Source organism: Mediterraneibacter faecis (genome assembly GCF_055383675.1).
Map to the genome: position 1 here is coordinate 459453 of NZ_AP043803.1, position 15015 is coordinate 474467.

The window sequence follows — 15015 nt, forward strand, 5'->3', positions numbered from 1 at the left end:
GTTATTGAGCCTGTAGAGAATAGGTTTGTTTTGTGTACGCTTAAGTTGGATTATCGCAAGAGGCATTTCCTTTGTTTTCCTTTTGGAAAAGAAATAAGGGTCTATTTAGCGAGTCTATTTTTGCGTATGCAAAAAAGACTCGTTTTTGTGTGTTCAAAATAATAATTGGCTCAGACTTCGAAAAGGAGAAACTTTAATGTTGCAGATAAAAAAATTAAATTTAACACATAAAAAAGACCTGAGAATAATTCTTAATGATTTCAACCTTGTGCTAAATGATGGAGATAAGGCAGTTATTATTGGAGAAGAGGGAAATGGGAAATCGACATTAATGAAGTGGATATACAATCCGTCGCTTGTAGAAAACTATATAGAAGCAGATGGGGAAAGGATAATGGGACACGAACGTCTTGGTTATCTTCCGCAGGAGATGCTCGATGAAGATAAGGAAAAAACAATATACGAATATTTTTCTGAAGAGGAAATATTCTGGGAGAAAACGCCTAAAGAATTGTCTGTTATTGTGGGAAAATTTGGAATGAAAAATGATTTTTTCTACAGTAACCAGACAATGGGTAGTCTTTCAGGAGGCGAAAAAGTCAAGACACAACTTATGAGGCTTTTCATTCGCGATGTTTCTGTGCTGTTGTTGGACGAACCTTCCAATGACATCGACATTGCGACGCTTACATTACTGGAAAAAATCATAAATGACTGGAAGCACATTGTGCTTTTTATTTCACACGATGAAACGCTGATAGAGCGTACTGCCAACATGGTGATACATATCGAGCAGATTATACGAAAAACAAAGGCGAGATATACCGTGGCAAAGCTTCCCTATAGACGCTATGTGGAAGAACGGCTTCATAAATTTGAAATCCAAAAACAGCGGGCACTGAGTGACCGTAGGGAGAAAAAGATTCGCGATGAAAAATATCAAAGAGTTATGCAGAGTGTACAAGGTGCATTAAGAAGTTGTACCAGACAAGCACCGTCTGTTGCCAAAAACTTAAAGGACAAAATGCATACGGTTAAGGCAATGGAACGAAGATTTGAAAAAGAAGATGAAAATATGACTCAGATGCCGGAACAGGAAGAAGCAATCTTTGTCAAATTAGGGGATGAAAACTCACACATTCCCGCAGGAAAAACGGTCATAGAATATGAACTTTCAAAGCTTGTGACTCCGGATGGCAAAAGAATTTTAGCAGAAGGAATTCATTTAAAAATAAAAGGTTCAGAAAAAATCTGTATGATAGGAGCCAACGGGGCAGGAAAAACGACTCTTCTAAAAAAGATAGCGGAAGAACTCCTAAATCGGAATGACATTAAAGCAGAATATATGCCTCAAACTTATGAAGACCTGCTGGATTTGGATGTTACACCGGTTGATTACCTTGATAAAACAGGAGATAAAGAAGAGCGTACAAGAATTAGAACATACCTTGGTTCACTTAAATACACACCAGATGAAATGGAGCATCCGATTCGGGAGTTATCAGGCGGACAAAAGGCGAAAGTGCTTCTCTTGAGGATGAGCTTAAGTGGTGCAAATGTTCTTATTCTGGATGAACCGACAAGAAATTTTTCACCATTGTCCGGTCCGGTAATAAGAAAAATGCTCCGAGAATTTCCGGGGGCTGTCATTAGCATTTCTCACGATAGAAAGTATATTGAAGAGGTGTGCGATAAAATATATCAGCTAAATCCTAATGGATTACAGCTAATTGGTGATTGATAACAAAAAGGATGAAAGACTGACAAATTTCAGGCTTTTAGTGAGTTGGAAAGCATACAAAGATTTGAATTTGGAGGATAGATTATGGTACGTACAGAAGATGCATGTGAAATTATAAAATATGCTTTGCAAAACGAAATTAAAGTATATTTAGATGGCGGATGGGGTGTTGATGCACTTCTTAAAAGAGAATCAAGAATACACAATGATATTGATTTGTTTGTTGAACTGAAACATTATCATGATTATATTTATGTGATTAAGCAGCATGGATTTGAGGAAGTAAATACTGATTATACAACGGATGGTCATACTGTCTGGAAAGATGATAAACAAAGAATCATTGATTTACATTGTTTTGAATTTACAGATGACGGAATTGTTTATGAGGGAGATATATTTCCATCAAAAACTTTTTCCGGTATTGGAAAAGTTGGAGATATAACTGTTTCTTGTATTGAACCATTGAGTCAGGTAATGCTTCATTTGGGATATGAACACGATAAAAATGATGTGCATGATGTGATGCTGTTGTGTGAAACATTTCAAATAGCAATACCAGATGAATATAAGGAAAAGTAAAATTTCAGTTTTGTGTTGAATCTCTAAGCAAAATAGCTTATAATTTGACATGCTACATATAGTTATTATCCACAGTTATCGAGTAGGTGTTATCAATGCCGATAACAAAATGATAACATTAGCTCGTATAGGCAGGATAATATGGATATATCAAATAATCAAAAGAACGAGAAACATTACAGAGAATAATTCCTAAACAAAAAGCGTTAGTCTTTGTAGAGTTCGAATAGGATTTTGCAAAAATAGACCCAGTATTTATGCGGGTTCCAAGCAAATTCCGTTATTTTTTGGCAACGGACTGGCAACACTTTTTGCAATATTCCTTGAATAAAATTATATTTCTATAACATAAAAACCTTACTGATGAACTGTTTCCCAAATTGGAAAGAGCAGTCAGTAAGGTTTTTTTCTTTTTGTAGTAGCAACGAGCCAAAGTCCAAGCTTGCTTGAGACCTTGGCGACCGCTTACAATCTCAGAACGTGCCCTTGGGCACTTCTGATGATTGCATTTCTTTATTGATTCTCTTTTTTCAGAGCCTTGATGAGTTCGTCAGAGAGTTCCTGAGACGGAATCTTTGCCCGAATCTCAGAGGTGTCCAATTCCGGATAGTTATATCGCCAGTTATCGTATTCTTCCTGGCTGATCTCTCCGGCTTCCAGTTTTGCAGCCATTTGCTGCCATGCATGAAAAGGTTCAAACAGATGCTGATATTCTTTTTGTTCCCGGTCAAGTCGGAGGCAGAGTTCTCCGTCAATTTCTCCGATCTTAATGCCATACATATCTTCCAGTGCAAAGAGGGTGTGCATGAGACCGAGATAGGAGTCAATGTTCGGGACATTGATGGCTCTGGTGCTTACACCGAAGATCTGTGCCATTTCTTTGACCAGATCAGCTTTAGGGGTTCTGGCTTCTGTCTCGTACTGCGCCACACGAACATCCGAAGTCTTTCCAAGGAATCCAAGAAGTTCGCCAAGCTCCTTCTGTTTCATACCTTTTCTGTTTCTGAAAAATTTAATACGTTTTCCAAATGCCATAGGGATATCTCCTTTTCCTGAAATCTTTTATTCGATTTTGAATATAAGCTCCTACCGTTATGCAATGAATAGGAACTGGTGGTTAACGATATTTGTTTAAATCAGTATAGCATATGGAAAAATAAGACGCAAGAAAAACTTAAACAAAAAAATTTAATAACCGACAGATTAACAACTTGACTTAACTGAAAAAAGTTAATATAATACGATCAAACCTAACTGAATAACGTTAAGCTGAAGAAAATTTGAAAATGGGATTGTATAAGATGCCTTGAAAATTTGGATAAGTAGAGAGGGTTTTCCTCGAAGATGATGCGGGAGGAGGTGAATGGAATGTCTGAATTAAAGAATGGGTTTCTGACTGCAGAAGAAGTAATGGATGTTTTACAGGTCAAGCAGTCAAAGGCATGAGTCCTGTTCAATACAGGCTTAGCCTCTTGGCTGCATAAAAAATGCGTAACAGACAAAATCTGTTACGCAATAAAAGTCTAACTTTTTGGGGTCACCTCACAGTTTGCGAGGCTGGGGCGGTTATTTTTTTGTGTGATTGCATCCTATTGCGTAACCAAGTCCAAAGGCTGTTAAGCATAAGCTGATAACAGCAATCAGACCTTCGAGAGTCAACATTAGCATTCCCTCCTTTAGCAAGATTTCCGCAGATAGTCTGGGGATTTCTATGTAAACAGAGGGTCACAGTCCCTCTGGAGAAGGACTAACCGCCTACCGTGCATGGTAGCACTATGGGATGATTATAACAGAGTGTATATTAAGATACAATAATATTTGAGAATGTATGGTTGTCATATCTGTATTATTATATTACTATCACAAAACGAGGTTCAAATGATACATTGAAATGTACAAAATGTACTTTACAATATACATGAATGGACGTATAATATATACAGGTAAATGAAAAGAGGGGGACAGTGGAGTGGAAAGAGTCATATTTTGGAATAATAAAGGTGGAACAGGAAAAACAACATTAGCATTTCAATTATTGACTGAGTATGCAAATCAAAATAAAGAGAAAAAAATACTAGTTATTGATGTTTGTCCACAAGCAAATTTATCGGAATTGTTACTGGGAGGGCTAAATCAAGGTGGCAGCGCTATTTTACTAATGAGACAGGGGGCGACTCCGAGAGCTACAATTGGAGGATATTTCCAAATGCGTTTGCCATCTCCGTATAGTGCGCCAACCTTTAATCCCAAAGATTATTTAACAAAACCACATCAATATAATGAATACATTGATGAAAATATTGATTTGCTATGTGGTGATGCTATGTTAGAATTACAGTCTAATGCTATTTCTACATTAGCTAATAATCAGATTCCGGGAACGAATACTTGGGTGGCAATTATCAATTGGCTGAATGATTTTATTCAACCAATTGAAAACGAGTATGATGTGGTGTTTTTAGATGCAAATCCAAGCTTTTCGATGTACACGCAGATTGCAATTGCTACATCAACAAAAGTAATATTACCTGTAATGGCTGATGATTCATCTCGACGGGCAATCCAGAATGCATTTTCTTTGATATATGGATTGAAGTTGCCATCAGAAATTTATAGCAAATATGCTTTTGCCGAAAAATTGAAAGAAGTAAATATGCCTTTGCCAAAAGTCTATATGGTACTAAAAAATAGATTAACGCAATATATGGGGGCTGCTTCAGCATATGCGACAGTTTTAAATGAAATTGACAAAGATATTGTGTCATTGTTGGAAACATATCCTAGTATTTTTGAATTTGACTGTATAACAGACGGAATTATTGATGTAAGAGATTTTCAGACAACAGGTGTTGTTGCTGCTGCACGAGGTTGCCCTTTTCAAAAGTTGAAAGCTGGGCGCTTAGAAGTAATGGGAAAACGGGTTGCAGTGAGAGAAGAATACAGACAAAATTATATAAAAAATATTAATTTAATTGTAAGAAGAATGAATAAGGATTTATAATTCTAGAGAGATGAGAAACTGAAATGAGAAAAACAAGAAGTGATTGTACCGTTGGAACATTTGAAAAGAAACATGGACTTCCGCCAGGAACAATTAGGAATAAGGATGGACGAGATACGCGGAGTGACAAAAAAATAGGAACAATAAGGAAAGAGGCGGAGCGAGGAAAGTGATTTGATAGTAACATAATGGCAACGCTATCAGAAAAAAGAGTATATTAGACTTAGAGAGATTTGAGGATATGTACCAACCATGGAATGAAGCATGATGAGAGATAAGGAAAAAAATTGATTTATGAATTTATTAAAGGCTAGAGTATTTTTGCAAAAACATAAAAAAATCATAATTGTTTCAGAATTAGGAATCTTGTTTGTAATATTGTTTTTGCTTTGTAAAAGTATTAATAAGGAGCTTGTTATAAATAATCCGACAATGTTTGGCGTTTTAGGAACACTTCTAGGTGCAATAATAGGTGGCGTTTTCTCTTTGATGGGATCCGTATGGGTAAATTCAAAGCAGCAACGTGCAGTGCAAAATATAAAACGGAAAAATGTAATTTATAGTCCATTATATGATGAATTGGTCGATATTCAAAATAGTATTCTGGAACAGAATCCATATCCCAATTATATAGTATTTAAAAAAGATAGGCAAACAATATTACCTCATCCGCAATTTTCAGCATGGAGTAGAATAAAGGCAGATACTCGATACTTAGAGGTCCCTGATTTATTGAGGAAACAAATGGATAAATTGGAAAATTCAATACATGAATATCAAGAGATAAGAGGGATTGTGAATGATGAAATAAAAGATATTTTAAATTCTGTGCTAGTTGATAATGGTTTGAGTCCATGTACTATCATAAACATTGGAGAAGTTATATCACGGGATATTTTGAGCAATAGACATATAGATATTTATCATGAAGCAATGGAAATAGGAAGTGATAAGTCTTTAAATGATACTCTTAGAAATACTATTAATGCGCAAATATTTCAAAAGGCGGAATGTACTCAAAGTATTATTGAGGTAAGGAAACGATATGATAATTGGATTAATGTTCAGAAACAAACAATAGAGATGCTTTCTTTGTTAATCAAACAAGTCATATTGCTGTATGAGGGCTAAGATATGAATAAGGGAATAGATAAATTTAGGGTTCAAAGAATTTTACAAGAAAAAATTGAAACGGATCCAGATTTGAAATATTATATTGATAATGTCTATATTACAAAGTTAGTTGATTTGTTAATTGAAGGTATAGGCGAAGTGGTAGAAACAAATAATAAAAAATTAGTTGAAGATATATTTCGCAGACGTTAAATAGTATAAAGCTTTTATATTGTGTTCATGGCAACATTCTGGCAACAGTTCATCAGAAAGCCAGTGGAAATTATGTAATAGAAATAAAAATTTGGTATATTGTGCGCAAAACCTTAATAAATTCCGTTAAGCCTTGACGCAACAGAGCCGAGTTTGAATAACGGATTAGAATGCCGAAAGCCTGTATTTATGCGGGTTTCCGGCATTTGTTTTATCGAATGGCTCTAGTTTGGCTCTATTTGTGGGCGGGATAAGGGTTGCGAAAGCACTGATGGAGAAATGAAGGCATAATGGTAAGGAAAAAGTGATATATGCATCTTGGAAGCACAGCAATACTGAAAATTATAAGTTCAGCTGGAACAAAAAGTATGTTATGTACTGGAGAATTCCGGGGATCTGTGGGGAGTAATTGCGGGAAAAAAGGGAAAAGCGTATAATGCAAGAAAATAATGTTTTCACAGTGTAAAATAGAGGAGAGAACTATCATGCAGAAAATACTGATTGTAGAAGATGATACAAATATCAATAATCTGCTTCAGGAAGCTTTATCCAAAGCGGGCTATTCCTGTGAGCAGGCGTTTTCCGGAACTGAGGCAAAGCTACTTTTCAGGCCAGCATTGGTGGAAAAATACTTCCTAAGATAACAAGACAGGAGTTTGCGATTTTAGAATTACTGCTCAGAAATCCGAAGCAGGTTTTCAGTAAAGAGGACATTTTTGAATATGCGTGGGACGAACCATATATGGGTGAAACAAAAACTCTGGATGTACATATAAGCAATATTCGTAAAAAGATAAAAACAGTTACATCTGAGGAATATATTGAAACAGTCTGGGGAATCGGTTATCGTCTTCATCTATAATCTTTACTCTTTTTTTACTATTTATTTGCGTTTGATTAGGATTATTCCTTTATGATAAATGCAGATAAGAAAAAGGAGATGAAAAACTTGAGCGAAATGTTATTGGAAACAAGAAATTTGACTAAGAAATATGGACACCATAAAGCTGTGGACAGTGTCAATATGCATATAAAAAAAGGTGCTATTTATGGTTTTATCGGTCGGAATGGAGCTGGGAAGACAACTTGTCTGAAGATGATCAGTGGACTTTCCAAGCCAACTTGTGGAGAAATCGAGATGTTCGGACACAAGGGAAAGGATTTGCAAAAAGTTCGATCACGGATAGGATGTCTGATTGAGGCACCGGGACTTTATGGAAATATGACTGCATATGAAAATCTGAATATCAAATGCAAGCTGTTTGGAATAAAGAAAAAAAGTTATATTGAAGAAATATTGAGAATTATCGGTCTGGAGGATGTGGGAAAGAAAAAAACAAAACAATTTTCACTTGGAATGAAACAGCGTTTGGGAATTGGTCTTGCTTTGGTTGGAGAACCAGATTTATTAGTTCTTGATGAGCCAATCAATGGATTGGATCCACAGGGTATTGCAGAGATCCGGGATACGATTCAGAGACTTCAGAAAGAGAAGAATATGACAATATGCATTTCCAGTCATATTCTTGAGGAATTATCGAAGATTGCTACTGATTATGGAATTATTCATAATGGAAGTTTATTACAGGAAATTACAAGAGAAGAATTAATGAGGAGATGCAGTGAACGTATGGAGTTGACATTGGATCATCCGAAACTGGCGATTCCTGTGCTGGATTCCATGGGATTTACCAACTTTCAAGTAACAGATAAAGAACATATTCATATTTTTGAACGATTGAATGAAAGTGCAGTTTTGAATATGGAACTTGCAAAGTCAGGAATTCCGGTAAAAGGGATTTCCATAACCAGTGAAGAACTGGAAACTTATTTTCTGAATCTGACGGGAGGTGCGGATCATGCTTAATATAATAAAAATGGATTTATACCGGATGCTTAAAACCAAAAGTATGTATGTAATCTGGATCGTACTGGCAGCAATATTATTGATTACAACATTTTTATGCAAGACAGATTATGAGCTTTTGACTGAAAAGGATGCCATGAAACAGGAGCAGGTTACTGAACCTACTGTGGATAATATTAATGTGGGAATGATGGTAACGCTGCCTACGGAGCCGGGAGAAAAGGTGACGGTATATGATATCTTTTTTGCCAATTCCCAAGGGAAATTGTATGCACTGCTTTTGGTGATTTTTACTGTTCTGTTTTCAACAGCGGATATCAGCAGCGGCTATATTAAAAATATTGGAGGTCAGGTTGGAAATAGGGGATCTTTGATTTTTTCCAGATCAATTACATTGTCTGTCTTTACGGTACTGACAATGACCGGGGCATTCTTATTTCAGGCAGCGGCGAACTGTATTGTTTTCGGGAAATTGGAATGGGGAAATACAAAAGCGATTTTATCTTATTTTGTGGCGGAGCTGGCTCTTCATTATGCACTTGTGCTGATTTGTATGGCGATTGCAATTATTTTGAAAAATAATGTAATCAGCATGGTCATTGCTGTCTGTCTTACTATGAATGTAATGACCATTGTGTATGGAGTGGTCAACAGTGCTATTCAAAAAATAGGAATTCAGAATTTTCAGATTTATAAGTATACGATAACTGGAAAATTATCACTGCTTCCTATGAATCCAAGTGGAAATGAGTGCTTGGCAGCATTCGGTGTAGCAATGGTGTTCATTGTTATAATGATATCTGTTAGTAGCGTTGTTTTTCAAAAGAGGGATATTTAACGGATGTATATCGTAATTGGGATATTAGCAGGAATTATTATTTTACAATTTATTATTATGTGGAAATACCAGCGGCAGGTGAAAGACATCTGCCGCCAATTGGCGTTTTTGATGAAACATGACAGTAACATGTTGATTAATCGTGAATTTGATATGGGAGGAATAGGAACGCTTTCAGACAGGTTGAATGAACTTCTGGAACTGCGGAGAAAAGAGAAGCAGCAGTATCAAGAGAAAGAAACTCTGATTGCGGATACTTATACAAATCTTTCTCATGATATTCGAACCCCATTGACATCTCTGGATGGATATTTCCAGCTTATGGAAGAATGTGAAAATGTGGAGGATCAGAAACGTTATCTAGGCATTATCCACGAAAGAATACATAGTCTGAATGAAATGCTGGAAGAACTTTTTACATTTACAAAGTTAAAAAACGAATCTTATAATTTGGAATTGACGCCTTGCTGTATTAACCGGATAATGAAAGAAACTGTTTTTTCATACTATGATGACTGGGTAAGAATGGAAATTCAGCCTGATATTCAGATTACGGAAGAACAGTTGTATATACATGGAAACAGGCAAGGGCTTCGCCGTGTTATCCAAAATGTAATAAAAAATGGGCTGGATCATGGAGAAAAGAAGATTAGTATTGAGTTGGAGCGTAATCAAAATCAGGCAGTGCTTAGAATTAGCAATCAGGTTACATATCCGGAACAGATTAATATAGATCATGTGTTTGAGAGATTTTACAAAGCAGATGTTGCCAGAAGTAAAACATCTACTGGATTGGGACTATCTATTGCAAAGGAGTTGGTTAGTCGGATGGATGGAGAGATTGAAGCAAAGATAGAGAAAGAAGAATTTATTGTTGAAATGAGATTTCTGATTGTAACAGATGGAATGGGGAGACAATAGGGAAGTTGTTCAAAAGGCTCAAAAAGATAGAATTATGCATAGATATGTGCTATAATTAATTAAGTTGTAAAGTAGATTTATGTTCAATATTTCAAGGAGGTGTAACGATGAAAAGTGTTTACATAAAGAATATGCTTGGCACATTGGGATATAGTAATGAACATTTTTCTGAAAACTATTCAGTGCAAATTGATGGTACCTCCGCTATTAGGTTTGATTATGTTGCATTTAGTGATAGATATCTTAAGGATGTTTCAACTTCATGTATAGCTGTACAAGAGGTGATAGATGATAATGAGGAAACTAAATATTTAGATGGTGCTAAATATTTAGCGACACCGATTGTTATTATTTCAAAAAATAGGCATGTGCGAGTTTGGAATATAGCACCGCAGAAAATAACGCTTTTAAATGACAATGAAGAAAATATTATTCACTTATATTTTGAAAAAAATAGATTTGAATTTATGTCAGATAATCTGATAGATGCTAAAATGGGATATAGGCAGATTAATATTTTTGAAGCATCAGGATTAATTGATTTTTCAAGAAAGGCAACTTGTAAGATATTAAGCGAAGAATTTGAAAAGGGGTTAATTGCAGCAAAAAAGTATTTGAAAAAGAGAAAAAATATTAATGGTCAAGACTTAAATAATATAACAAGTATTACAATGCATGTAATTTCTGCTTTAATTATTAATAGTAAGATAAAGCCAGATGAAAAAGTACCAGATTTGTTTGAGTTACTTACTGACTTATCACAAACATACAAAGATTATTTTAGTGATAAGTTGATGTTCAAGTATGGAAAGGGATTGCTTATTGAAATATACAATGATTTAAATCGAAGTATAAATTATCAAAGTGTTGATCATGAATTATTGGGATATTTTTATGAATCCACTTTATTGCAACTTAGTGAAACAAAAGCTGAAACTATTAGAAAAGAATTTGGAATTTATTATACTCCAAGAATATTAAGTCAAGAGATAGTTTGGAGTATTCCCTTTGAAAGTATCCCTGTTGATGAACGATATGTATTGGATGGAACATGTGGATCTGGCAGTTTGCTTTTGAGTGCATGTAAAAGACTAGAGGAATTGGTAAGTTATGAAAAGACAGAGATCGATAGGCATAATTATTTGAAAAGGATGATAGAGGGATATGATATAGATAAATTTGCATCAGAAGTGGCAAGGCTATCTTTACTTCTATATAGTTTACCATATGGAAATAAATGGAATATTCATGCGGGAGATTTACTTCGCATAAACAAATCTAAAATACAAGTTCCGTTTGTTATATTAGGTAATCCACCGTATGAAGAAGTTAGGGGAAATAGTCAGAAAAAACAGAAGGCAGCTGCGTTTTTGGATAAATATTTAGAGTGGCTACATGATGACGGATTTATAGGTATTATTTTGCCTGAAAGTTTTCTGCAAAATGATAGTTCTGTATCTCAAAGAGAAAAGTTACTGAATGAATTTGATATTATAGAACTTTGGATGTTGCCAGGGCAGATTTTTGAAAACAATTGTTCGACAATAGTTATAATTGCTCAGAAAAAGAAGGTGGAAGATGAAAAATTAACAAAAATAAAGGTATTAGTAAGAAATAAAGAATCTATTAGAAGTTATTTTAAACAACGTAAATGGGATTTTGAATTCTTTGTTAATATACAAAAACGTTGGAAGAATGAACCAAAATATAAAATTAGTGTATCTCCTGTAGAAGATATACTCCAAAAAATTATAAAAGGAAAGAAAACTATTGGAGATATCACGCAAAATGTTATGGGAATTATGTTTCCATCAAACTATAATTTTTCACGAATGCAATTTGATGGATGGATTCCTTATATTGCTAATGCAAATAATTTTAGAAAATATGTAATATCACCTCAAATGCGAGATAATGTGTGTTTCTTTGATTATCATATGTCTGAGGAGGAAGAAAAGAAAATAAAAAAAGATTATAAAGGATTGAGGTTACGTAGAGATTACGAGAGTATATATGCGGCTTCTAATAAGATTTTGGTAAAAATGTCTTCGACTCCAGGAGAAATAAATTGTATTAATGCCCTAGTAGATGAAGATGGATATTATCCTAGTCATTCCTTTTTTGTGTTAATTTCTGAGGACAAGAAAGTATCTAACTATGTCCTCTGTGCATTGATAAATAGCAAACTAATTAATGCATATGTGCGTAGGGAGTGTGTGAAAAGAACCCTTACAACTAATGTAGTGCGTAGCATACCCGTACCGGAATTTAGTGATGTGCAGATTAGCAAGATAGAGCAATGTTATATGAGTATAAAGGAGGCTTGTACATCGGAGGATAAGGAAAAAGTTGAGAAAATTCAAAAAACAATTGATGACATAATTTTTGAAGCTTTTAATTTAGAACAGGGCGAGAAAGAGAAAATAGAAAAATTGTTTGAAGTTTATACAAGAGATGGAGATAATTTGACCTCAGCAAATGTTGAACTTAAGGAGTATCATAATGTTTCAGGAGAGGTAGAAGAAATTGATATCGAAAAGATGTATTGTACTGTTTATCTGGCAGAATTTGGAGAACAGGAGATAAAGATTGAAAAATCAATGCCAGGATGGTTTTTGCGAAGGGGAACAGAATTTTCAGCCAAATATCATGAGGGAAAGCTTTTTGATATTAAACCATTAATGTATTCGTACCTTGATGATGAAGAAATTATTGAGTTATTGAGTAAAAAAATTTCTGAGTAACAGGAGGATAATAATGGAAAGCGAGAATCAAAGAGTCAAGTTTCTAGATGTTGGGCATGGCGATAGCTCTATAATATATTTAAATAGTGGTCATTCAGAGAATGAAAATGTTGTTATTGTAGATATTGTAGATTCTGATAAGTTATTAACGGAATTAACAAGTCACAAGATTAAGGTTGTTGATTTGATAATTATTTCTCATTCAGATGCAGATCACTGCAGAGGTGTAAATGATTTTTTGGAAAAATATATGGCGGTAGGTATTGTTAAAAACATATGTTTTAATCTAGATAAAAGACAACCAACTAAGACCATGAAACTAATATTAAAAAAATTTATAGAAATTTATCAGAAGCAGCGAATAACATTGCTGATGGGACAGAATGATACTTCAGTTCAAAAAAGGGAATTGATTTCAAACGATAAATCGAAATTATTTTTGATATATCCTAATGTGGCTGAATCTACAGAAGCATATTTAAAAAATGATACAAATAATACTTCAATTGTATGCTTGTTAGAAAATGATGTTTGTAATGTTCTTTTTTCTGGGGATTTAGAAGAAAGTGGGTGGCAAAAGTTAATAGACAGAATACCGGAATTGAGATGTGACGTATTAAAAATGCCACATCATGGAGCTTTTTATGATGAAAAAAATGGAATGGGATTAAAAAGAATACTAACCGTGTTAAATCCAAAAGATGCTATAATATCATCTGGAGACAATCAGAAATATAAACATCCTGAAGAGCAAACAATTGAGCTTTTAAAAGACAAACAGATAAATATTTACTGTACAGAGTTTACAAGTCTTTGTCATTGTAATTTGAATGAATTTAAGAGAAAATGTTATGGAGATATTGAGATTGTAATAACTGATACTACGTATGAAATTAGAACAGAAACAGATAATACATCATTATTAAATCATATTGCATGTCATGGATAATAATAGTGTGCTTTAGTTAGTTGCTCTTAGTAGTATAATGTTTATTGGCAACATTCTGGTAACAGTTCATCAGAAAGCCAATGGAAATTATGTAATAGAAATAAAAATAAGGCTTATTGTAAGCGAAAACTTAATTAATTCCGTTAAGTTTTGCTGCGACGGAGCCGAGTTTGAATAAAAAATTTGGCACATTTAGAGACTGGAAAGCCTTGAAAACAGGGCATTTCCGGTCTCTTTGCTTTTGTTCTGGTTCTATTCTGGTTCTGTTATCAGATGGAATAATGAGGTTCATTAGATATGGCATGTGGAAGAACTGGACGAGTTGAAGCGGGAAAAAGGGAGATTAAGAGGCAGTTGCAACTTGCTGATGGCATTATGAAAGAAGATTTGTATACAGCTTATCATGCGGTGTCGGAGAATGAGGAGATTGTTGCTGACAGGGATGTTGATATAAGTGGCGGTATGAGGGAGTTCTCGGATGTGATGAAAAGATAGGGGATAAAGTAGGATGGAGATGAGCTTTATGAAGAGTTTCAGAGGATTTACGAGGAAAATCTTAGTAGAGATGCTGATAAGGAAAAGGTGGAAGACAGAATGTAGAATAGTGGTAGAGGAAGATGAATCTTTTGTTCGACTTTTTCCAGGGATGATTATATGTATGATTTCAAGGGATTTCGAGAACTCAAAAAATATAATTGTGTAAGCGAAAATTTAATGATATAATAAAAATAAAAGGACTATTTGACGTGATAATCGGAGGAAATAACATGTCAGAAAATCAAGTAAAAATAACTTATAAACCTTTATGGAAATTGTTAATTGATAGGGATATGACGAAAACTGAATTGAGAAAGAAAACACAGATAGCACCAAGTACATTTACAAAAATGAACAACGACCAACAAGTATCGTTAGATATTTTGGCAAGGATCTGTGTTGAATTGAAATGTGGCTTTGATGATATTGTGGAAATAGAACGATAGTGATATTGCAAAATGAAAAAGCATGTGCAGATAAATATAGCAAGTTACTAATAGAAAGGAATT

15 protein-coding genes and 1 pseudogene are annotated in these 15015 nt (G+C 34.5%); 15 read left to right on the forward strand and 1 reads right to left on the reverse strand.

The features are described 5' to 3' along the window. The first annotated feature begins 196 nt into the window (after positions 1–196). Both ACZ47Z_RS02210 and ACZ47Z_RS02215 read left to right on the forward strand, forming a co-directional pair. Positions 197–1741, forward strand: a complete 1545-nt coding sequence (locus tag ACZ47Z_RS02210) for an ATP-binding cassette domain-containing protein (protein WP_117972073.1) — start codon at positions 197–199, stop codon at positions 1739–1741. An 84-nt stretch (positions 1742–1825) separates the two neighbouring features. Beyond that, entirely contained in the window at positions 1826–2323 is a 498-nt protein-coding gene (locus ACZ47Z_RS02215) for a nucleotidyltransferase domain-containing protein (RefSeq protein ID WP_009247521.1), read from the forward strand. Positions 2324–2836: 513 nt separating this feature from the next. Here ACZ47Z_RS02215 and ACZ47Z_RS02220 read toward each other — a convergent pair. After that, the gene (locus ACZ47Z_RS02220; RefSeq protein WP_154432480.1) at positions 2837–3358 is read right to left on the reverse strand and encodes a helix-turn-helix domain-containing protein; all 522 of its coding nucleotides are present in this window, start codon (positions 3356–3358) and stop codon (positions 2837–2839) included. 934 nt (positions 3359–4292) lie between these two features. On the opposite strand from ACZ47Z_RS02220, the gene ACZ47Z_RS02225 reads away from it, so the two are divergent. From ACZ47Z_RS02225 to ACZ47Z_RS02285, 13 genes and pseudogenes are all read left to right on the forward strand, one after another. Beyond that, the gene (locus tag ACZ47Z_RS02225) at positions 4293–5324 is read left to right on the forward strand and encodes a ParA family protein (RefSeq protein WP_464525818.1); all 1032 of its coding nucleotides are present in this window, start codon (positions 4293–4295) and stop codon (positions 5322–5324) included. Positions 5325–5347: 23 nt separating this feature from the next. Next, positions 5348–5497 (forward strand): hypothetical protein, encoded by a 150-nt coding sequence (locus ACZ47Z_RS02230; RefSeq protein ID WP_167549867.1) that lies wholly within the window; start codon positions 5348–5350, stop codon positions 5495–5497. A gap of 121 nt (positions 5498–5618) precedes the next feature. Further along, positions 5619–6455 carry a hypothetical protein gene (locus ACZ47Z_RS02235; protein WP_173790759.1) on the forward strand — a complete coding sequence of 279 codons (837 nt, stop codon included), beginning with the start codon at positions 5619–5621 and terminating at the stop codon, positions 6453–6455. A 3-nt stretch (positions 6456–6458) separates the two neighbouring features. Then, positions 6459–6650, forward strand: coding sequence for a hypothetical protein (locus ACZ47Z_RS02240; protein WP_054752085.1), 192 nt, complete (start codon positions 6459–6461; stop codon positions 6648–6650). Between the two features lie 485 nt (positions 6651–7135). Beyond that, complete coding sequence (locus tag ACZ47Z_RS02245) at positions 7136–7294, forward strand: hypothetical protein (protein ID WP_464525819.1); 159 nt, start codon at positions 7136–7138, stop codon at positions 7292–7294. After that, a pseudogene (locus ACZ47Z_RS02250) lies at positions 7282–7512 on the forward strand (winged helix-turn-helix domain-containing protein); the annotation flags it as partial. The gene ACZ47Z_RS02245 and the pseudogene ACZ47Z_RS02250, both read left to right, overlap by 13 nt. Before the next feature lie 51 nt (positions 7513–7563). After that, positions 7564–8517, forward strand: coding sequence for an ABC transporter ATP-binding protein (locus ACZ47Z_RS02255; RefSeq protein WP_054752086.1), 954 nt, complete (start codon positions 7564–7566; stop codon positions 8515–8517). Continuing rightward, positions 8510–9355, forward strand: a complete 846-nt coding sequence (locus ACZ47Z_RS02260) for an ABC transporter permease (protein ID WP_464525820.1) — start codon at positions 8510–8512, stop codon at positions 9353–9355. The genes ACZ47Z_RS02255 and ACZ47Z_RS02260 overlap by 8 nt, the downstream gene beginning before the upstream one ends. A gap of 3 nt (positions 9356–9358) precedes the next feature. After that, entirely contained in the window at positions 9359–10276 is a 918-nt protein-coding gene (locus tag ACZ47Z_RS02265; RefSeq protein ID WP_464525821.1) for a sensor histidine kinase, read from the forward strand. Between the two features lie 107 nt (positions 10277–10383). Then, entirely contained in the window at positions 10384–13020 is a 2637-nt protein-coding gene (locus ACZ47Z_RS02270; RefSeq protein ID WP_464525822.1) for an N-6 DNA methylase, read from the forward strand. A 13-nt stretch (positions 13021–13033) separates the two neighbouring features. Then, positions 13034–13969: a ComEC/Rec2 family competence protein gene (locus ACZ47Z_RS02275; RefSeq protein WP_173692866.1), complete on the forward strand. Its 936-nt coding sequence runs from the start codon at positions 13034–13036 to the stop codon at positions 13967–13969. 297 nt (positions 13970–14266) lie between these two features. Beyond that, entirely contained in the window at positions 14267–14464 is a 198-nt protein-coding gene (locus tag ACZ47Z_RS02280) for a hypothetical protein (RefSeq protein ID WP_054752098.1), read from the forward strand. Positions 14465–14736: 272 nt separating this feature from the next. Then, positions 14737–14952 (forward strand): helix-turn-helix domain-containing protein, encoded by a 216-nt coding sequence (locus tag ACZ47Z_RS02285; protein WP_022360894.1) that lies wholly within the window; start codon positions 14737–14739, stop codon positions 14950–14952. Positions 14953–15015: the final 63 nt, after the last annotated feature.